At 55.3% G+C, this 19,270-nt stretch carries 16 protein-coding genes; 8 read left to right on the top strand and 8 right to left on the bottom strand.

From position 1 onward, the window contains the following. Window positions 1–47 precede the first annotated feature (47 nt). Window positions 48–956, top strand: a complete 909-nt coding sequence (locus tag QMZ30_RS10200; protein ID WP_283227271.1) for an AraC family transcriptional regulator — start codon at window positions 48–50, stop codon at window positions 954–956. Between the two features lie 82 nt (window positions 957–1,038). Here QMZ30_RS10200 and QMZ30_RS10195 read toward each other — a convergent pair whose 3' ends face one another. Continuing rightward, on the bottom strand, window positions 1,039–1,698 hold the full coding sequence (locus QMZ30_RS10195; RefSeq protein ID WP_283227270.1) for a DedA family protein: 660 nt from the start codon (window positions 1,696–1,698) through the stop codon (window positions 1,039–1,041). A gap of 105 nt (window positions 1,699–1,803) precedes the next feature. Further along, a complete protein-coding gene (gene metC, locus QMZ30_RS10190; RefSeq protein WP_283227269.1) occupies window positions 1,804–2,994 on the bottom strand; it encodes a cystathionine beta-lyase in 1,191 nt (396 codons plus the stop codon). Between the two features lie 260 nt (window positions 2,995–3,254). Between metC and exbB the strand changes: the two genes are divergently transcribed. The 3 genes from exbB (at window position 3,255) to QMZ30_RS10175 (ending at window position 5,916) form a co-directional block, all read left to right on the top strand. After that, window positions 3,255–3,983 carry a tol-pal system-associated acyl-CoA thioesterase gene (gene exbB / locus QMZ30_RS10185; protein WP_283227320.1) on the top strand — a complete coding sequence of 243 codons (729 nt, stop codon included), beginning with the start codon at window positions 3,255–3,257 and terminating at the stop codon, window positions 3,981–3,983. A 5-nt stretch (window positions 3,984–3,988) separates the two neighbouring features. Then, the gene (exbD, locus tag QMZ30_RS10180) at window positions 3,989–4,411 is read left to right on the top strand and encodes a TonB system transport protein ExbD (protein WP_039328885.1); all 423 of its coding nucleotides are present in this window, start codon (window positions 3,989–3,991) and stop codon (window positions 4,409–4,411) included. A gap of 182 nt (window positions 4,412–4,593) precedes the next feature. Then, the gene (locus tag QMZ30_RS10175) at window positions 4,594–5,916 is read left to right on the top strand and encodes an MFS transporter (RefSeq protein ID WP_058968760.1); all 1,323 of its coding nucleotides are present in this window, start codon (window positions 4,594–4,596) and stop codon (window positions 5,914–5,916) included. Window positions 5,917–5,950: 34 nt separating this feature from the next. On the opposite strand, the gene QMZ30_RS10170 is transcribed toward QMZ30_RS10175, so the two are convergent. The 5 genes from QMZ30_RS10170 to QMZ30_RS10150 are packed head-to-tail and all read right to left on the bottom strand — an operon-like array spanning window position 5,951 to window position 11,176. Further along, on the bottom strand, window positions 5,951–6,916 hold the full coding sequence (locus tag QMZ30_RS10170; RefSeq protein WP_283227268.1) for a Csu type fimbrial protein: 966 nt from the start codon (window positions 6,914–6,916) through the stop codon (window positions 5,951–5,953). Further along, window positions 6,913–9,348 (bottom strand): fimbria/pilus outer membrane usher protein, encoded by a 2,436-nt coding sequence (locus tag QMZ30_RS10165; RefSeq protein ID WP_283227267.1) that lies wholly within the window; start codon window positions 9,346–9,348, stop codon window positions 6,913–6,915. Before QMZ30_RS10165 ends, QMZ30_RS10170 begins: the two co-directional genes overlap by 4 nt. Next, entirely contained in the window at window positions 9,348–10,046 is a 699-nt protein-coding gene (locus QMZ30_RS10160) for a fimbrial biogenesis chaperone (RefSeq protein ID WP_283227319.1), read from the bottom strand. Before QMZ30_RS10160 ends, QMZ30_RS10165 begins: the two co-directional genes overlap by 1 nt. Before the next feature lie 25 nt (window positions 10,047–10,071). Beyond that, a complete protein-coding gene (locus QMZ30_RS10155; protein WP_039328878.1) occupies window positions 10,072–10,584 on the bottom strand; it encodes a Csu type fimbrial protein in 513 nt (170 codons plus the stop codon). Between the two features lie 22 nt (window positions 10,585–10,606). Then, window positions 10,607–11,176, bottom strand: coding sequence for a spore coat protein U domain-containing protein (locus QMZ30_RS10150; RefSeq protein WP_039328877.1), 570 nt, complete (start codon window positions 11,174–11,176; stop codon window positions 10,607–10,609). Window positions 11,177–11,724: 548 nt separating this feature from the next. Here QMZ30_RS10150 and QMZ30_RS10145 point away from each other — a divergent pair. The 3 genes from QMZ30_RS10145 (at window position 11,725) to QMZ30_RS10135 (ending at window position 17,763) form a co-directional block, all read left to right on the top strand. After that, a complete protein-coding gene (locus tag QMZ30_RS10145; RefSeq protein ID WP_283227266.1) occupies window positions 11,725–13,827 on the top strand; it encodes a putative bifunctional diguanylate cyclase/phosphodiesterase in 2,103 nt (700 codons plus the stop codon). A 160-nt stretch (window positions 13,828–13,987) separates the two neighbouring features. After that, window positions 13,988–16,078, top strand: a complete 2,091-nt coding sequence (locus tag QMZ30_RS10140; RefSeq protein WP_283227265.1) for a putative bifunctional diguanylate cyclase/phosphodiesterase — start codon at window positions 13,988–13,990, stop codon at window positions 16,076–16,078. 269 nt (window positions 16,079–16,347) lie between these two features. Next, complete coding sequence (locus tag QMZ30_RS10135) at window positions 16,348–17,763, top strand: aminotransferase-like domain-containing protein (RefSeq protein ID WP_283227264.1); 1,416 nt, start codon at window positions 16,348–16,350, stop codon at window positions 17,761–17,763. 106 nt (window positions 17,764–17,869) lie between these two features. Here the strand turns inward: QMZ30_RS10135 and QMZ30_RS10130 are convergent, their stop codons facing one another. Then, window positions 17,870–18,352, bottom strand: coding sequence for a YlaC family protein (locus QMZ30_RS10130; protein WP_283227263.1), 483 nt, complete (start codon window positions 18,350–18,352; stop codon window positions 17,870–17,872). Between the two features lie 252 nt (window positions 18,353–18,604). Between QMZ30_RS10130 and QMZ30_RS10125 the strand changes: the two genes are divergently transcribed. Then, window positions 18,605–19,219, top strand: coding sequence for a cupin domain-containing protein (locus tag QMZ30_RS10125; RefSeq protein ID WP_039328871.1), 615 nt, complete (start codon window positions 18,605–18,607; stop codon window positions 19,217–19,219). Window positions 19,220–19,270 lie beyond the last annotated feature (51 nt).

The following is a 19,270-nucleotide window of genomic DNA, read 5'->3' as shown; positions in this document are numbered from 1 at the left end:
TAAGCAGTATTGCGGCACACTGAATTTTTGCTGCCAGAGAGAAAACCATGCCGAATGATGCCCTTTGCCGCCAGCTGGCGCAGCGAGTGATTGCGTTAATGAGTGATGCCCGGCAACCGTTGTGCGCGGTGGATAACGTCAAGCTGATCTATGCCTGTGAAACGCTGCCGCGCACGCCGATGATGTACCAACCCGGCATTGTGATTCTGTTCCAGGGACGTAAAACCGGCTATCTCGGCAGCACGGTGTTCCACTACGATGCCACCAAATATCTGATGCTGACCGTACCGTTGCCGGTGGAGTGTGAAACCGAAGCGACGTTAGAAGAGCCGCTGGCAGGCATGTGTCTGAGCGTGGATACGGCCAGTCTGCAGGATCTGCTGATGGATATTGGCGATGATGAGCAGTTTCAGCCGCAGCTGCATACCTCGGGCATCCATTCGGCTTTTATGAGCGAGGAGATGCTCTGTGCAGCCGAACGCTTGCTGGATGTGATGAACAAACCGCGTGACGCGCGTGTGTTGGGTCCGCAGCTGGTGCGTGAGATTATTTACTATGTGCTAACCGGGCCGATTGGCGGCGCACTGCTGTCGCTGGTGAACCGACAGACGCAGTTCAGTCAGATTGCGCGCGCGTTGCGCCGCATTGAAAACCATTTCTCAGAAAGCCTCAGCGTTGAAGTGCTGGCGGCGGAAGTGAACATGAGCGTGTCGGCATTTCATCACAACTTTAAAGCGGTAACGCAAACCTCGCCGCTGCAATACCTGAAGCGCTATCGCCTGCATCAGGCGCGATTAATGATGTTGCAGGATGGCATGAAAGCCAGTGCGGCAGCGGTGCGCGTGGGTTACGAAAGCCCTTCGCAGTTTTCGCGGGAGTTTAAACGCTATTTCGGCGTAACGCCGGGAGAAGAGGCCAGCCGCGTGCGTCTCACGTTACCGTTTGACGCCGCGTGAATGACAGGTGCGCATAAATGCGCCCCCTACAAAACCTTGTTTGGTCGCCATTTATGGCGACCAAATACATGACAGCGTTTATTTACGCTTTCTGGCGGCGCTTTTTCCAAATCACCACAATGCTGCCAGCCAGCCCGACACACAGCAGCACCATCGGTAGCACCATCAGCACGGCCATCACCTGGTCTTCGTGGCGCTTGATAAACGGCACCTGACTGATGCCATAACCCATGGCCACCACAATGCCGACCCACAATGCGCCACTCAGCCAGTTGAATATCTGAAAGCGACCGTTCTGTAAGCCAGAGATGCCCGCCATGGTAGGCAGCAAAGTGCGTACAAACGCCAGGAAACGACCGACCAGCAGCGCCATCAACCCGTGGCGGTTAAACAGATTCCACGCCCGCTGATGGTATTGCGCGGGAAGGTGCATCAACCAGCTTTTCACCAACCGGGTATTCCCGAGCCAGCGGCCTTGCAGATAACTCAGCCAGCAGCCGAGGCTGGCGGCGGTGGTCAGGATCACCATAGTCGGCACGAAATCCATCACGCCTTTGGCAATCATGGCACCCGCGAGCAGCAGCAGGCTGTCGCCCGGCAAGAAAGAGGCCGGCAACAAACCGTTTTCCAGAAACAGCGTCAAAAACATCACGCCGTAGACAACCCACACGACATCCGGATTGGCCAGCGCGGCAAAATCCTGATGCCAGAGCGCGTGGACAATCTCATGTAAAACACCCATCTGCTATCCCATCGAGTCACAAGGATTCTATTTTAACGTTCTGTGGCATCGTATTCGTTGATCTCACCTATGCCACACAGAACGGTTTAGGTTTTGTTTATCTTTTTACTGCTTTAAACGGGCAAAGCCGGCTTTCAGGTCATCTAACAGGTCATCGACATGCTCAAGACCGATGTGCAACCGCACCAGCGTTCCGGTGAAGTCCACGCCGCCTGCTGGGCGAATCTCTGCCAGTTCTTCCGGCTGGTTGGCCAGAATCAATGATTCATAACCGCCCCAGGAATAGGCCATGCTGAAGTGGTGGAAGTGATCGAGGTAATTCGCCAACTGCTCGTGGCTCAGCTTTTCATGCAGGATAAAAGAGAAGAGTCCGCTGCTGCCGTTAAAATCACGCTGCCAGAATTCATGCCCTTTGCATTGCGCTAACGCGGGGTGATTCACACGCGCCACTTCCGGCTGTGCAGCCAGCCATTCTGCCACCTGCAAACCGCTCTCTTCATGCTGGCGCAGGCGCGTACCCAGCGTGCGCAATCCGCGGCTGGCCATGTAGGCGGTATCGGCATCCACCATTTGGCCCATCAGGTACGAATTCTCACGCAGCTGTGGCCAGCAACGTTCATTGGCAACGGCGGTACCGATCATCGCATCGCTGTGGCCAATAATGTATTTGGTGCCCGCCTGGATAGAGATATCGATGCCATGCTCCAGAGCGTTAAACAAGACGCCCGCCGCCCAGGTATTATCGATCATGATGATCGCGTCTGGCGCTTTAGCCCGCACCGCCGCCACAATGGCGGGGATGTCCTGTACTTCCATGGTGATGGACGCGGGCGACTCAAGAAACACCACGCGCGTATTCGGCTGGACTAACTCACCGATTTCGCTTCCAATGCAGTGATCAAAATAGGTGGTGGAGACGTTCAGCTTACTGAGGATTTTTGAGCAGAAATCCTGCGTGGGTTCATACACCGCGCCGCTGACCAGAATATGATCGCCTGCTTCAACAAAAGAAAGAATCGCGTTCGACACCGCCGCTGCACCGCAAGGATAAAGCGCACAGCCAGCGCCGCCCTCCAGTTCCGTCATGGCGTCCTGGAACGAGAAGTGGGTGAGCGTGCCGCGACGGCCATAAAAAAGCTCACCGGATGCACGACCTGCGGTCGCACGTTTTTTGTCAGCAACGGTGTCAAAAACCAGTGACGAGGCGCGTTGAATCACGCTGTTAACTGAGCCCTGAGTGTAACGTTTGCTGCGTCCCGCGCTGACCAGCGTGGTATCAATTTTATTCGTTGCCATCACTGCCTTTCCTGACACTTACCGCAAAACATCCACGTTACCACGAAATGTCGCACTGGGTTGATCCAGATTACGGAATATCAGAGTGGTGCCAGTATTCTGTAAAACATTTGCCAAATTGTGGAAATACAAGGCACTTTTGGATTGTAAATAGTAATGAGAACTACTATCACTTCGGTCAATTTTTTTGCTATGATCCGCGCTTCAATCGTGAACTGTGCAACAGAAGTTGGAGACGCAGCGTGGTAGCCAGTGATTTGATGCAAACGGACCTCTCCGTTTGGGGCATGTATCAGCATGCCGATATCGTGGTAAAAATTGTGATGATTGGCCTGTTACTGGCCTCAGTTGTCACCTGGGCGATTTTCTTCGGCAAGTTTGCTGAGCTGAGCGGGGCGAAACGTCGCCTGAAACGCGAACAGCAGGCACTGGGCGAAGCACGATCGCTTGATGATGCTTACCGCGCCGCCGAAAGCTTTAAAAGTAACAGCCACAGTGCTGTGCTGCTGAATGATGCACAAAACGAGCTGGAACTCTCCGCGGGTGCCGACGATCTTGATGGTATCAAGGAGCGCACCAGCTTCAGCCTTGACCGTCGCGTTGCGGCATTCAGCCGTCATGCCGGTCGTGGTAATGGCTTCCTCGCCACTATCGGTTCTGTTGCGCCATTTATCGGTCTGTTTGGTACCGTGTGGGGCATCATGAACAGCTTTATCGGTATCGCTAAAACGCAGACCACCAACCTCGCCGTTGTGGCGCCGGGCATCGCAGAAGCGCTGCTGGCTACCGCCATTGGTCTGGTTGCTGCTATCCCTGCGGTGGTGATTTACAACGTTTTCGCCCGCATGATTGCCAGCTACAAAGCCTCATTGGGTGATGTGGCCGCTCAGGTCATGCTGCTGCAAAGCCGCGATCTGGACCTCGGTAACGTCGATACCGCGAAAGAAGCGACCCGTCCGACGGCGGCACAGAAACTGCGCGTAGGATAAGTATTATGGCGATGCGTTTAAACGATGACTCGGTAGGCGATGGCGAAATGCATGAAATCAACGTGACGCCGTTTATCGACGTTATGTTGGTTCTGCTGATCATCTTTATGGTCGCCGCGCCATTAGCCACGGTGGATGTGCGCGTTAACCTGCCTGCTTCCACCAGCGCACCGCAACCGCGTCCGGAAAAACCGGTCTATCTGTCGATCAAAGAAGATAAGCAGATTTACATCGGTAATGATGCGGTCACCAAAGAAACCCTGGTGAATGCGCTGACGGCACAAACAGAAGGCAACAAAGAGACTACTATCTTCTTCCAGGCTGACAAGTCAGTGGATTACGAAACGCTGATGAGCGTGATGGATCAACTGCGTGAAGCGGGTTATCTGAAGATTGGATTGATGGGTATGGAGACGGTGAAGAAATAATTCACCTTTCTCATCCCCCCGAGGGCCGCTATTCACAGCGGCCCTTTTTATTTGCCTCGCCATTCTAATGTTAATTTCTTGTTACTTTTGGTCTCACTTTTGTAAACTGCAATGGTGAAGCAGATCACATCTATTCCTGGCGTATCCGGTTAAAACGGAAGAAAAACCCCAGGAAGATCAATATGAGTGCGAGCCAGTCTTTACAAAAGCCATCGCAAGGCGGTGCCAAAACCATCTTTAGTGTCACCAGCGGTAATTTCCTTGAAATGTACGATTTCATGGTATTTGGTTATTACGCGACGGCGATTGCTAAAACCTTTTTCCCCGGAGATGACCCTTTCGCCTCACTGATGCTCACTTTGATGACCTTCGGTGCGGGCTTCCTGATGCGCCCCCTTGGCGCGATTATTCTCGGTGCTTACATTGACCATCACGGTCGCCGCAAAGGGCTTTTATTGACGCTGGGACTGATGGCGTTGGGTACGCTGACGATTGCCCTGGTGCCCGGTTATGCCACTTTGGGAGCCGCCGCGCCGATTCTGATTTTGCTGGGGCGTCTGCTGCAAGGTTTCTCTGCGGGTGTCGAATTAGGCGGTGTGTCCGTTTATCTGGCCGAAGTTGCGCCGAAAGGGCGCAAGGGCTTCTACGTCAGCTGGCAGTCTGGCAGCCAGCAAGTGGCGGTGATCTTTGCTGCACTGCTGGGTCTTGGCCTAAACCATCTGCTGGCGAAAGATGCGGTCACCGAGTGGGGCTGGCGTATTCCGTTTGTGGTCGGTTGTATGATTGTGCCGTTCCTGTTCTGGATCCGTCGCATGCTGGAAGAGACCGAGGCGTTTAGCCAGCGTAAGCATCACCCTTCGATGGGCCAGATTATGCGCTCAGTGGGGCAGAACTGGGCTCTGGTGCTGGCGGGCATGTTGATGGTGGTGACCACCACTGTGATGTTCTACATGATCACCGCGTTCACCCCGACCTTTGGCAAAACCGTGTTGATGATGAGTGATGAGCAGAGCTTTATGGTGACGCTATTTGTCGGCATCTCCAACTTGATCTGGTTGCCGGTGATGGGGTCACTATCGGATCGGATTGGCCGTCGTCCCTTGCTGATCACCTTTACCATTCTGATGATCCTGACGACCTGGCCGGTACTGCACTGGTTGGTGGGTTCACCAAGTTTTGCGCATCTTGTCGAAGCCGAACTGTGGTTGTCCTTCCTGTATGCCAGCTATAACGGTGCGATGGTGGTGTATCTGGCTGAAATCATGCCAGCGGAAGTGCGCGCATCTGGTTTCTCGCTGGCTTACAGCCTGGCAACAGCCCTGTTTGGTGGCTTCACGCCAGCCGTTTCCAGCTATCTGATCCATGCCACCGGTGATAAAGCGATGCCTGGCGTCTGGCTGTCGTTTGCTGCGGTATGCGGATTAATCGGTACGCTGTTAATTGGCCGTATGGTGAAGCAGTATCAGGCACGTCACAGCGGTTCGCCGGTGAGTGCATCCTTGTAAGATTTGGGCGGCCTCAAGGCCGCCTTTACCCCCTCTAAAACGATAAATCCACCACCACACTGTCGGTATAGCTGCCTGCGGCTGGCGTATTCTGCGTGGTCAGGATCTGCGCCGTGTAGGTGAAATTGCGCGTAATCAGATCGCTGCTCAGCGATGTGGCGCTTGCGCTGCTCCAGCGATCGGTGCCCGTTGGTCCCCAGCGGGTGGTGGTAGTGGTACCTTTATAGATGTCATAGGCCAGCCGGTTAGTGCCGCTCGCCATCTGGCGTGTCGTGCCGCTGTAATAACTGCCGTTGCTCAGTCCCACCGTGAAGGTACTGCCTTTTGAACACACCACGTTAATGGTCTGCTGCACGGTAGAGAAACTGCCAACCAGCGGCGCACTGCCGAAACTGACGTTGGGCGCGGTGATGGTGGTGCAATCGTTCGTAAGGACCAGGTTAACCGCAAACGTCATCGCTGTGCCGGTACTGGTTTGCACGGTGCCAACGCATAACCCCGCCACGTTGAGCCCCGCACACACCGTGTAGCTAACGGTCATCGTCACCATCGTGGTGTAACTGCCCGCCGCCACCACCTGTCCAGGTACGGTGCGGAAATAGAGCGGAATGTTGAAGTTCAGGCTGTTCCCCAAACCCAAGAGCATGGATGAACTCCAGGTATATTTCCCACCCTGTTGCAGTTCAGTAGCGCAGGCGCTGTCGATGCATATCTGAAACGGGATAGTATCGGTGCCGGTACTGCCGGTTTTCAACGCTGCGCGCGTGCCACTCAGGTAGGTTGAGGTGGTAAAGGTGTAGGCCACATTATCGGTGCCCAGCAGCGACAAGGTGCCTGAACCACAGTTAACGTTGGTGATGGTTGAAGTGCTTTGCGCGGTTGAGCCGACGGCAAAGGTGGTAACAGAACCAAAGGTCGCCGTCGGTGCCGATAAGCTACACAGCGCGTAGCTGGTACCCGGCAGAATAAACAGCGCCAGCAACAAAAGTAGCTTTCTCATGGTGAAATCCCTGACTGTGAATTATTTGCCGAACTGATTGCTGATCCTGGCGGCGGTGGTGGCAGAGCACAGGTGAGCGGCCCATAGGTTTGCAGCGCTTTGGGCTGGCCACCCTCAATAGTCAGCGTGGTGTCGCATGTGCGGCCATCCGGTGTGACCACGTGAATAGGGTTCTCAGCGCTGAGATTCTCCATCCAGACAATCCCGTCCCAGCCGACATATTCGGTCGCCTGGCTGGGACGTAAAACCTGGCTGGAGATAGGGATCGGCTGACCGCCGCTGTCGTGCAGCACCACACTGGCAGCACGCAGACGCTCGACCGGGAAGTGAAGCAGATAACCGCTTTTCCGTTTCACCGCGAAGCGTTGTTCCACTTTGGGTGCGGTCCGGTCAGCGGGTAAATCCAGGGTATCGAGATCGTATTTCGCGCCGTAATAACTGCTGATCGAGGGCACCAGTAAATAGCCCTCTTTATCGGTGCGTCCCATTGACTGGTTCTCATAGCGCACCGTTACATCCGGATAATCGGTTTTCACCACCACAAAGGCATCGTTGATATCGTTGGCGGCGAAGACGCGGTTATCCATGAGCACCAGTGATCCGGTTAAATCTGCCCACTGCGTGGTGTTGTCGTTATCCCCGTAGAAACCGGCAGAGGTATCAATTTTGTTGTTGCGATAGCGCAGGCTCGCCTGGCGATAATCTCCGCTATCGCCGCCCTGATTGGCCCATGCGGCATCGTATGCAAACCCGCCGTCCGTTGGCATGGCGCGTGAAACGTAGACGCGCTGGTTATTGCGGCCTTGCTGATCACGTTCATAGCTGACCGAGGCGCTGCTCTGCTCACCGAAGGGAATGACGAGGGAAATTGCGCCGCTCCAGTCGCCTTGTTCCTGATCGCGGCTGGCCGAGATATACAGGCTGCTGTTGCCCCACAGATTCTTACTCCATGACAGGTTCCACAGTCGGGTGCGGTCGCCAGTTCCCCCGGCGATATCAAAGTAAGCCAGGCCAAGACTGCCGTATTGGTTAAGGGAGACGCTGGCCGTATATTGCGCGCTGCGCCGTGCCAGCGAGTAGCTGGTATTGGCGCTGTCACCACGGCTGCCGACCAGGGCCAGGTTGCCGAAATCAGCCGTTCGCAGCGTGTGTTGCGTCCCTAAACTGAACCAGCTGTTGTTGTACTGATAGCCCCAGCTGTATTGCGTGCCCGGTTTGCCCTCCATTTGGCTCTGCGCCAGCGCACCGTTCACCACGCCCCAACTGCCAATTTTCACTAATCCTCCGGCTCCCCCCATCGCCACGCTGTCGCTGCCCTCGGCATGGCTCTCTAATGTCAGCCAGTCGGTTAAACCATAACGATAAGAGCCGCTGGCGGCTGCCGCCCCGTAATCGAAGTTTTGCAGACCGTAGTTTTCGCGAATCGCACCGGCAGAGAAGGAGTAATCGGATAAGCCCTGACGCAACAAACTGCTGGAAACATAAAACGGCAGCGTGGTCGTCACCTGGCGCCCCACGGCATCGGTAGTGGTGATCACCGCATCGCCCGCACCATTAACAAACGGGACATTGGTCAGTGACCAAGGGCCGGGTTGTACGTTGGCCTGGGTGCTGCGATAGCCGTTAATAAACAGATCAACCGACGAGGGAACGGCAGCCTGGCCAGAAAAAGCAGGCAGGGGATAGGTCACCAGATCAGGGCGCACGCTGAAATCACGTGCGATCTGAACCCCGCCAAGGCGCACGCTGTTGCTCCAGCTTAGCGCGTCAGTGACCAAATCCCCGGCGCGCCAGCTAATGGCATCATTTTCATCTTCGTTACTGAACCAGGTGTCATAGCGGATATAGCCCTCTTGCTGACCGCTCACGCCACCTTCCAGCTGCTGGGTGTAAACTCCGTTGGTGGAGAACTGTCCCACGGGACCGAAGAAGCGCAACTCGTTCCAGCTGGAGAGGCGCGAACCTGCGTTATCGGTCCGCGTCGCATAGAAATCGTAATTGAGTAAGGCCCCGTTGCTGGAGCGCCCCGGATAGCGCGGTCCTCGCTGATCTTTGCCTATCACCTGGCCTGGCAGCCATGCAGGTGGAACCGTCAGCAGCAAGCGTTGGCGACGCTCGTCGTAATCCACCTTCACGTCCGCCAGTTTATTGATGTCGATTTGCTGGCCCTGCAGCTTTTCGGCGGGAATACCCGCACGCTGCAAATCGCCGCTGCGTATCCAGAAATCTCCGTTTTTACGCTCAACCGGCACGATGTCACCGCGATCGCTCTGGTTAACCACCAGCTCCAGCATATATTGCTGGCCGCTGGCGTTATTCTCCATGGCAGGCGGGGGCGGCAGCTCGGAGAAGGTTTCCGCGCCGCTGGTCAGGGGGCTGAGACAGAGTACGCTGCCAACGGCGAGCGCACAGGGATGCAGCGTAAACCTCATTAGCGCGCGGCCGCGCTGCTCCAGTGGCCTTTATTCACCTCGGCCGATAGCTCGCCACTCACGCTACTGGTTAACGGCCAGCGGTTGCTGCTGTTGGCGAGCACATAGCCAAACAAGCCATTCCCGAGGCGACGACCACCAACAGTGACGTTACTTAACCGCGCATGGCCATTACCCCGGTTAGTGAGTTCTAGCCAGCGTCTGCCACCGCTTTCAATTTGTTGCCAGCTGAGCTGCGGTTTCGCACTGTCACTGGTGACGCCGTTACCGTAGACAAACAGCGGTACCGAATAGCGCATCTGGAAGGTCAGCCCCGCCTGATTCTCACCCGGCGTGCGTGGCGTAGGGATCTCATCCAGCACCACGCGGTAGGACATTTCACGTCCTGCTTCGGGTGGCGTTTGTTTGATCAAACGAACCAACTGTTTCTGACCTGGCTCGAGGCGCACCATGGGTGGGCTCGCTACCACCTGTTGTTGGGTTTGATACTGCTCCTGACCGCCGACTTGCAGCCAACTGAAGATGCGGACCTGCATGATCGTGGTGGCGTTGCCGCGGTTTTCCAGCCACAGCTCGCTGGCCTTATCTTCGGGATTTATCGCCGGATCGATCGGCCAAATCATCAGCGAATTGGCCGCGTGGGCGGCGGGGATTAGGGCCATGACAAACAACAGTAACAGGGCGCGCAGGTTCATGATTATTCATCCTTCTTTAATACTTCCGTCACCAACTCAGTGTGACGGTTAAGGTGTCGGTATAAGTCCCGGCGCGCGTCGGGCCGGGCAGCGTTAACAGGCCGTAAATCGGCAAAGTGATGTTATTAGCGTTGCTATAGCTCAATGCCACAGCCGTATTCACCGGGATGGCGGTGGTATGTGCCGCATTGGTATACAGGCTATAAGCCACGGTATTGGTGTTACCGGATATCTTGAGATTGCGGGTGGTGGTGTAATTGCTGCCGCCGTTGATGCTCATGCTCACGGCGGTGCCTGGCGTACAGGCGAGGGTGATAGTGGTGCTTTGCACATAACTGGCGCTGACACTGCTCGACGCCACGCCAGACTGCGTGCCGAAATTAAGCGTGCCAAAAACCCCGGTATTGGTACCGGAAACCACACAGCCTGCCACCACTGACGCAGAGACCTGAAACGTTGCCGTTGGCAACGCCCAAGCGGAGACGCTCCCTATCAGCAGGGCCAGGCCGCCTACACTGTGCACCCAACGCACCACGGCCACCCTGATTACCCCAACCGATCCCTTAGTAATTCACCGCCACGTTGATGGTATCGGTATAGGTTCCCGCTGGAATGAGCGGGTTAAAGCCACCCCCAACCACACGGCCATAGATGGCGTAATTGGTGCCCAGTGTCGGGTCGGTGGTGCCGCTGGCCGCAATGTTGGTGTTATTGGCAATCGCGGTAGTGAACGCGGCGTCGCTGTACAGGGTATAAGCAATACCTTGGGTGTTATTGGAACCGAGAATTAAATAGCGCGGCTGACCGCTCACGGTGCCATAGATGGTGGCAGGGGCGGCATTACTGCTGGTGACCTGCACGTTAAACGTTTGGCCGGTGGTGCAGCGCACATAAATACCGTTACCCGATGCGCCAACCAAAGTGGCGTTTAAGGTATCAAAGGTTGCAGCACTGCTACCAAAGTTCAGGGTACCGAAGTTGACACCGGTAGTGGCAGACTGACCATTCACCAGACAACCGGTGGTGAGGGTCAATGTGGCATTGATGGTTCCCGTTGTGGTGGCGGCAAAAGCAGCGGTTGGGGCGAGCGCGACGCTCAGGCTGGAAGCCAAAAGAAAAAGCTTGAGTTTCATAATCATTCCTTACTGATTATCCAATGTCATTGCTTTTTCACCTGGTGATTCATTTATGTAACGAATCCGAATTAAAACAAGAGCCGCGATCGGCTGCACTTCGTAAGTGCCCGTCACCTAGGAATATTCTTAGATGGTGGGTTTATGATTTATATCAGTTTTCTTTACTATAGATCAGCAATTCAGCAGTTGTGATGCTGCGCTTAGTTTTTTCACTAATCAATTCACACTTTTCGCCGATAACTCAGTGACTACAAGGGGTAGCGACCTGTTAAAAAAACTAAACAACGAGTGATTTAACCCTCTACCGCGACTCACGGTTCAATGCTATGTTCGTGCATTAATCAGATATTATTAATTTTTCTGACTGCGGCAGATGATGAAAATAAAAAAACACAGCGCGGTGATTCCAGAATTGTCTGGATCGGCTCCTTTCTCTGCCTCACTGCATGCGGTCATTAATCGCCCTTAATCGATGTTCGAATACTCTTTGACCTTTTTTGACGATACAGCACCTGCTCCGCAGCGGGCTGAGCTTAGGAGCGCACATGCTGCTGGTTACCTGGGATAGCGTTCTGGTTACGGTTTCACTGATTGTGGCCTTTATCGCCGCGTTTACCGCGCTGGACACGGCTGGGCGCGTCGCGGTTTCGCGCGGCTGCCTGGCGAAGATGTGGTTAGTGGGCGGCGGCACCGCGATGGGTATTGGTATCTGGGCGATGCACTTCATCGGTATGTTGGCGATGATGATGCCAATGACCATGCGCTATGACATCCCCCTCACGGTCATTTCTCTGGTGGTGGCGATCCTCGCCTCTATTTTTGCCTTTGCGCAGGGCGTTCAGGGCAGCCATCTGACCCGTCGTCGGCTGATACGTGGCACCTTGATACTCGGCAGTGGCGTGGTGATGATGCATTACATCGGCATGAACGCTTTGATGATTGAGCCCGCGATCCGCTGGGATGCGTTGTTAGTCGCGGTGTCGGTGATCATTGCTTACGTCGCCTCTGGCGCCGCATTGTGGCTGGCTTTTCATTTGCGCCAGGGCGAAAGTGTGCTGATGATGCGCGTCTGTGCCGCGTTGGTGATGGGCATTGCGATTGCGGGCATGCATTACACCGGTATGGCGGCGGCAGAGTACAGCATGCCGAGCACCATGATGCAGCATCACGGCGTCAGTGAAGATGGGCTGGCGGTGTGGGTGACCATCATTACGCTCACCATTCTGGGTTTAACGCTGTTGGTCTCGATGCTGGATGCGCAACTGCGTGCCGCGCGTCTGGCTGCCAAACTCAAACGTGCCAACAATGAACTGCGTCAGTTGGCGATGCATGACAACCTCACCACGCTGCCTAACCGCGTACTGCTGGAGCAGCAGCTCAACGAGCAAATCAAGCAGGCGACTTTACAAGATCAAACCTTTGCGCTGATGTTCATGGATCTCGATGGCTTTAAAGCCGTCAATGACACCTGGGGGCATCATGTGGGTGACCGTTTGTTGATTGCGGTGGCAGAGCGGCTGCGTGTGCAGCTGAGTGATGACATTTTCCTTTCCCGACTCGGCGGTGACGAATTCGTGCTGCTGTGTCCGCAATACAACGCTTTGCAGGCTTCAGCCTTGGCGCAAAGGTTGGTCAATACCATCGATTTACCTTTTGAGTTGGATCGCTACTCGCTGCGCGTATCGTTAAGCGTCGGTATCGTCACCTTCCCCGAACACGGTCGCAGCCAGCAGGAGATGATGTTCAACGCTGACTCTGCCATGTATCACACCAAACACAGTGGCCGAAACGGTTGGTGCTTATTTGAACCGGTAATGAGTGCCACGGCACAACATCAGTTGGCCTTGGCCAATGACCTGTGGAATGCGCTGGAGCACCAGGAGATGTGCCTGTTCTATCAGCCAAAATTCCGCGCGGGCGGCACGGTGTTGATGGGCTTTGAGGCGCTGTTGCGCTGGCAGCATCCCCGCCGTGGTTTGCTGATGCCCGATATGTTCCTGCCGCGTGCGGAAAAAACTGGGCAAATTGTTGCACTGGGTAACTGGGTGATCGATGAGGCCTGCCGCCAGCTGAAACAGTGGCACAATGAAGGCAACAGTGACTGGAGCGTGTCAGTGAACCTCTCCGCGCTGCAATTTCACCAGCGAGATTTGATCGACAGTCTGCGCCTGGCACTACAACGCCATCAGTTGCCGGAAGGGGCGCTGATGCTGGAGATTACCGAAAATATTGCCATGCGCGACCCGCAATTTAGCCAGCAGCGCATCTCCGAACTGCATCGCCTGGGGGTGAAAGTCGCGATTGATAACTTTGGTATTGGTTATGCCAATCTGCTGCATCTCAAGCATCTGGAAGCCAGTGAACTGAAAATCGACCGTGCTTTTGTGAATAGCCTGCGGGCTGACAGTGAAGACGCTACGGTAGTGAGCGCGATGCTGACGCTGGCACAAAGCCTGAACCTGCGCATGGTCGCGGAAGGGGTCGAAACCGAGGAACAGCAACGTTTACTTACTGGTTTAGGTTTTGACACCTTACAAGGTTATTTGTTGGGTAAACCGACACCCGCAGAGCGCATTGGTGAATTTACCGCTGCGCTTAATATGCCGCTGCCCTTTGCCGATAACGTCATGCCACTGGCAGGTGCATAACAAACAATTTTTATTTTCTTCCGCATCGGAAGGTTTCATCGTTCAAAGACTCAAATCGGCAGTGATTCTGCCGATAATTTCAACAATAAAACTAATAGCCTTCATTTTTCTTTCATAACACCACAGCTGATTTAAAACGGCTTTAACTTGGGAAATCACTATGTTAGTGACTTCGTATGATTCGTTTACCGTGATCGTCTCGATTCTGGTGGCGATGCTGGCCTCGTTTACCGCATTAGATATGGCGGGACGCGTGGCCTCCTCAACCGGCAAGGTGGCGCTGGTTTGGTTGTTGGGCGGTGGATTCGCCATGGGCGTTGGCATCTGGGCGATGCACTTTATCGGCATGCTGTCGATGAGTCTCGACATGGTGATGAGCTACGATCCGATGCTGACGGTGACCTCCATGGTGGTCGCCATTCTGGCCTCGATCTTTGCCCTGTGGCTGGTCTGTTCCTCGGCGGATTTACCCTGGAAGCGGTTACTGGGCGGTGCCTTCGTGCTCGGTTCGGGCGTGGTTGCCATGCACTATACCGGCATGGCGGCACTGATGTTCGCGCCAGGTATCACCTGGAACTGGACGTGGGTAGCGGCTTCGGTGGTGATTGCCATGGTGGCTTCCGGTGCGGCGTTGTGGCTGGCCTTCAATCTGCGTGAAGGGCACGGGCGCGTCACACTGTTGCGCCTGGGTGCATCGGTGGTAATGGGCTGCGCGATTGCCGGTATGCACTACACCGGCATGGCGGCGGCGTCTTTCCCGATGCAGAGCCACGCGACGCACATGGGCGTCAACAGCAACTGGCTGGCGATTGTAGTCACCGTCGTCACCCTGGCAATTCTGGGTATCACGTTGCTGGTGTCGATGCTTGACGCCCGCTTGCAGGCGCGCACCTCGATTCTGGCGCACTCCCTTGCCGAAGCCAATCGTGAACTGGCGCAGCTGGCGCTGCACGATAACCTGACGCGTCTGCCCAACCGTATTCTGCTGGAAGATCGTCTGGAGCAATCTATTAACAAAGCCAACCGTGAAAAATCACAGTTTGCTCTGATGTTTATGGATTTGGATGGTTTCAAAGCGGTCAATGATGCCTTCGGCCATCACGTGGGAGATAATCTGCTGATCGCCGTGGCCGAACGCATGATAAGCCAGATGAAAGGGCACTTCACCCTGGCGCGCATGGGTGGTGACGAGTTTGTGCTGCTGATTGAAATCGACGATCCCAACGATGCGGCAGCCGTGGCGGATACCTTGGTGAAAGCGGTGGACCGTCCGTTTGATATTTCCCGCTATGAGTTAATGGTTTCGCTGAGTATCGGTATCGCAGTCTATCCTGGCGATGGTAAGGATGATCGCGAGCTGATGTTCAATGCCGATGCCGCGATGTACCACACCAAAAACAACGGTCGCAACGGTCACAACTTCTTCCAGCCATCAATGAATACGCTGGCGCAGTCACAGCTGCAGTTGAATAACGATCTGTGGCAGGCACTGGATAATGGCGAGCTGCGTTTGTTCTACCAGCCGAAGTATTGCGCGCCCAGTGGCCCGATTATCGGCTTTGAAGCGCTGTTACGCTGGCAACATCCGACTCGCGGTTTACTGGCACCGGACACATTCCTGCCGATGGCCGAGAAGACCGGCATGATTATTAATATCGGCAACTGGGTGATTGATGAGGCTTGCCGTCAGTTGCACAGCTGGCACATGCAGGGCCATCCGCACTGGTCGGTGGCGGTGAATCTCTCTGCGCTGCAATTTGAGCAGTGCAATCTGGTGGAGACCGTCACGCAGGCGCTGGCAAAGCATAAGATTCCCGCTGAGCTGTTGACGTTGGAGGTGACAGAAACCACGGCGATGCGCGATCCGGAAGAGAGTGTGCGCATCCTGACCGAGCTGACCAATATGGGTGTCAAAGCCTCGATCGATGACTTTGGTACCGGTTATTCCAGTCTGCTCTACCTCAAGCGCCTTCCCGCGAGCGAGCTGAAAATTGACCGCGCGTTCGTTAATGAACTGCAGGCCAAATCGGAAGATGCCACTATTGTTTCTGCCATTGTGGCACTGGCGCAGTCGCTGGACCTCAAAGTGGTGGCCGAAGGGGTGGAAACTCAGGAGCAGCAGGCGTTCCTGACAGGCCTCGGCTGCGATACGTTGCAAGGCTATCTGCTCGGCAAGCCGGTACCGCCAGAGCGCGTTCACGAGCTGGCCAATTTTGTAGAGGAAGAGCTGGAGTTGGTGCGGCTGCCTTGATGGTGCGGTGATGCCCCCATCCCCTCATCCCAGCCTTCTCCCGCAAGCGGGAGAAGGGGCATTCCTCTGCACAGTGAATGTTGTTTGCCTGACTAAAAATCACTGCCCAACGGTCCCCTCTCCAGCTTGCGGGAGAGGGGGTATTCCTCAGCAGAGTGAATGTTGTTTGCCTGACTAAAAATCACTGCCCAACGTTCCCCTCTCCCGCTTGCGGGAGAGGGTTAGGGTGAGGGAAAATAGCCGCACAAATCCCAAACAGCGGAGGTCGGGTGGCGAAATACCAGCAGTTGGTCGATCAGTTACGGGCACAGATTGAAGCCCGTATCTGGCCGCCAGGAGAAAAGCTGCCGTCGCTACGTCAGCAAGCGGAGCAGAGCGGGCTTAGCCTGATGACGGTGATGCACGCCTACGAAGTGCTGGAGAGTCAGGGCTGGATCGTCTCTAAGCCGCAGTCCGGCTACTATATTGCCCCGCGCGCCGCTGAAAGCCGTCCACGTTTACCCACGCAGGCCATTGCCAGAACTGAGCAGGCAGACACCAACAGCTTCGTGTTCGATGTACTGCAAGCCACGCGCGATCCGGCCATTATTCCCTTCGGCTCAGCGTTTCCCGACCCTGAACTCTTTCCGCAGCGCCAGCTGATGCGCTCGCTGGTAAAAGTCTCGCACAATCTCAAACCCACTGACGCGCTCAACAATCTGCCGCCGGGGAACGAAGCGCTGCGTAAAATCCTGGCTCAGCGTTACGCCCAGCAAGGCATCACCTTATCACCCGACGATATCGTCATTACCAATGGCGCGATGGAAGCCCTCAATCTCAGTTTGCAGGCCGTAACGGAACCCGGCGACTGGGTGGTGATTGAGAACCCCTCTTTCTACGGTGCATTGCAGGCGATTGAGCGCCTGAAGCTGAACGCCATCGCTATCGCCAGCGACGTCGAACAGGGCATCGATCTCGATGAACTGGAGCAGGCGCTACAGCGCTGGCCGGTGAAAGCCTGCTGGTTGATGACCAACCGCCAAAATCCGCTCGGCTTTACGCTGAGCATCGAGCGCAAGCAGCAGTTGGTGGCTTTGCTGGCGCGGCACAAGGTGGCGATGATTGAGGATGACGTCTACAGCGACCTCTACAATGGTCACGACAAACCACTGCCCGCGAAAGCTTTTGATCGTGAAGGGAATGTCCTGCACTGCGGCAGCTTCTCAAAAAGTCTGGTGGCGGGATTTCGCGTCGGTTGGGTGGCGGCCGGACGTCACGCCCAGCGCGTGCAGCGCATTCAACTGATGAGCACGCTCTCCACCAGTGCACCGATGCAGCTGGCGCTGGCCGATTTCCTCAGCACCCGCAGCTACGATACGCATCTAAAGAAGCTGCGTCAGACGCTGGCAAAGCGCAAGCAGCAGGCACAGCAGGCGCTGCGCCGCGTCTTGCCAATTGAGGCGCGCATCAGCGATACGCCAGGTGGCTATTTCCTGTGGATTTCACTTCCCGAACAAATCAACACCACGCAGCTTTATCATCTGGCCTTGAAAGAGGGCATCAGTATTGCGCCGGGCCAGCTGTTCTCGGGCAGTGAAGGATTCAGCCACTGCTTCCGATTCAATACCGCCTGGCCGTGGGATGCACGGGCCGAGGCGGCGGTGGAGACGCTGGGCAAATTGATTGCGCAATTGCGGTCGCCATAAATGGCGATCCTACACGTAGCGCCGCATCTGTCTGCGATGGCACGGCTTTAATTTCGCGCGATAAACCGCACCACTACATGCCATTAAATCGCGCCGTGACAGCCCTTTAAACCGTTGCCGCCTGCTGGTGGCCCCAGGTCAGATAATACACATCGTAAAAATCGACTTCGCCTTTCTGTTTCATCAAACGATCGATACCACTGCGCACGCGATCGGGCGTGCCGGGATGGTCCACAATTTTATCCAGCGCCTGCTGTGAAACCGGCTGCACGTAATACCATTCGCCGTTGTAGCACACGCGCAGATCCAGCGTATCGATATCTTCGAAGCGATATTTGGGATTGATGTCCATCAGCATCAGCACACTCATCACTACCACAAAGGCGGTGGCAAACCAGAACGCTGGCCAGCCCAACATCTCAGTGGAGAAAATCAGCGCCACGCACAGTGCGTAACACAGGTACATCACCGCCCAGAGGCCGGGATGGGTTTTGAGGAAAGAAAAACTAAAGCGCGGCAGATTATCGCGCTGGCCTTCACGGTTCAGCGTGGCGATCTCATCGAGCAGGATTTGTTTGATCGTGTCCATTGTTCACCTCTCATTATCACTGCCTGCCAGTTAATCACATAACAGTGAAGTGAATCAGATACAGATCTGGGATGTTTTTATATAACAGTTTAGGCTTCTCTCCCTCACCCCACGAAATGTTAAATATGTTGCCAACTAATTTGACTTTAGTAAGGTAAATCATTCTTTTATGTGAATTTTGTTGGTGGGCGCACATTGCAATGCCTCCGGGCTTTGCCACAATTAAGCAACGTGGCTTTCCGGAGAAAGAGTATGACTGCCAACACTTCCAGCCTGCTGTTACTGATGTCTTTCGCCGCCGGTACCTTTTCAGCAGGTTCATCCAGCAATCCGCAGCATTTGATGCTGTCGCTGCCGTCGGGCGGCATACCTAACAATCTGCTGCCGCTGATCATCTGGCCTGGCATCGCACCAGACTATGATGAGGAACTGCAGAGCGACAGTGCGGCCTGGTTCGAGAAAACGTTTAGCGCGAACGGCTGGCCTGCTGCGTGGCGCGCGCCAATCTACCCTTATACCCATTACCATCCCAATACCCATGAAGTGCTGGGCATTGCATCTGGCTGGGCTGAAGTGCTGTTCGGCGGCGACAGCGGCCGCATGGTAACGCTGCGCGAAGGGGATGCGGTGCTAATTCCCGCAGGCGTTGGCCATAAACAGGTGTTTGCCTCGGACGATTTTTTTGCCGTTGGCGCCTATCCTGAAGGAATGTCGCCAGAAACCGTGCGTGATGAGCCTTCTCGTTTACGTGCTGCGAAAGATCAGATTGCGCGCGTACCGCTACCGCATCGCGATCCTTTTACTGGCGGCGACGGAGCAATGACCGATATCTGGCTGCCAGTTGCGCAGCAGTTGATGCACCAGTAAGGTGCAACACCACCGTTATCCGGCGCTGCTCCGCTATTGGGGCGCGTGTGC

Origin of the sequence: Pantoea sp. EA-12 (assembly GCF_030053355.1) — a bacterium.
Taxonomy (GTDB): Bacteria; Pseudomonadota; Gammaproteobacteria; order Enterobacterales; family Enterobacteriaceae; genus Pantoea; species Pantoea vagans_C.
Note: the sequence above shows the minus strand (reverse complement) of the source record. Positions and strands in the feature narration are given on the sequence as shown.

Bases quoted from the DNA above. Each gene is read 5' to 3' on its own strand.
- QMZ30_RS10145 (WP_283227266.1), top strand. From the start codon at position 11,725: ATGCTGCTGGTTACCTGGGATAGCGTTCTGGTTACGGTTTCACTGATT.
- exbD (WP_039328885.1), top strand. From the start codon at position 3,989: ATGGCGATGCGTTTAAACGATGACTCGGTAGGCGATGGCGAAATGCAT.
- QMZ30_RS10130 (WP_283227263.1), bottom strand. From the start codon at position 18,352: ATGGACACGATCAAACAAATCCTGCTCGATGAGATCGCCACGCTGAAC.
- QMZ30_RS10175 (WP_058968760.1), top strand. From the start codon at position 4,594: ATGAGTGCGAGCCAGTCTTTACAAAAGCCATCGCAAGGCGGTGCCAAA.
- QMZ30_RS10150 (WP_039328877.1), bottom strand. From the start codon at position 11,176: ATGAAACTCAAGCTTTTTCTTTTGGCTTCCAGCCTGAGCGTCGCGCTC.
- QMZ30_RS10140 (WP_283227265.1), top strand. From the start codon at position 13,988: ATGTTAGTGACTTCGTATGATTCGTTTACCGTGATCGTCTCGATTCTG.
- QMZ30_RS10170 (WP_283227268.1), bottom strand. From the start codon at position 6,916: ATGAGAAAGCTACTTTTGTTGCTGGCGCTGTTTATTCTGCCGGGTACC.
- QMZ30_RS10165 (WP_283227267.1), bottom strand. From the start codon at position 9,348: ATGAGGTTTACGCTGCATCCCTGTGCGCTCGCCGTTGGCAGCGTACTC.
- QMZ30_RS10195 (WP_283227270.1), bottom strand. From the start codon at position 1,698: ATGGGTGTTTTACATGAGATTGTCCACGCGCTCTGGCATCAGGATTTT.
- QMZ30_RS10125 (WP_039328871.1), top strand. From the start codon at position 18,605: ATGACTGCCAACACTTCCAGCCTGCTGTTACTGATGTCTTTCGCCGCC.
- metC (WP_283227269.1), bottom strand. From the start codon at position 2,994: ATGGCAACGAATAAAATTGATACCACGCTGGTCAGCGCGGGACGCAGC.
- exbB (WP_283227320.1), top strand. From the start codon at position 3,255: ATGCAAACGGACCTCTCCGTTTGGGGCATGTATCAGCATGCCGATATC.
- QMZ30_RS10200 (WP_283227271.1), top strand. From the start codon at position 48: ATGCCGAATGATGCCCTTTGCCGCCAGCTGGCGCAGCGAGTGATTGCG.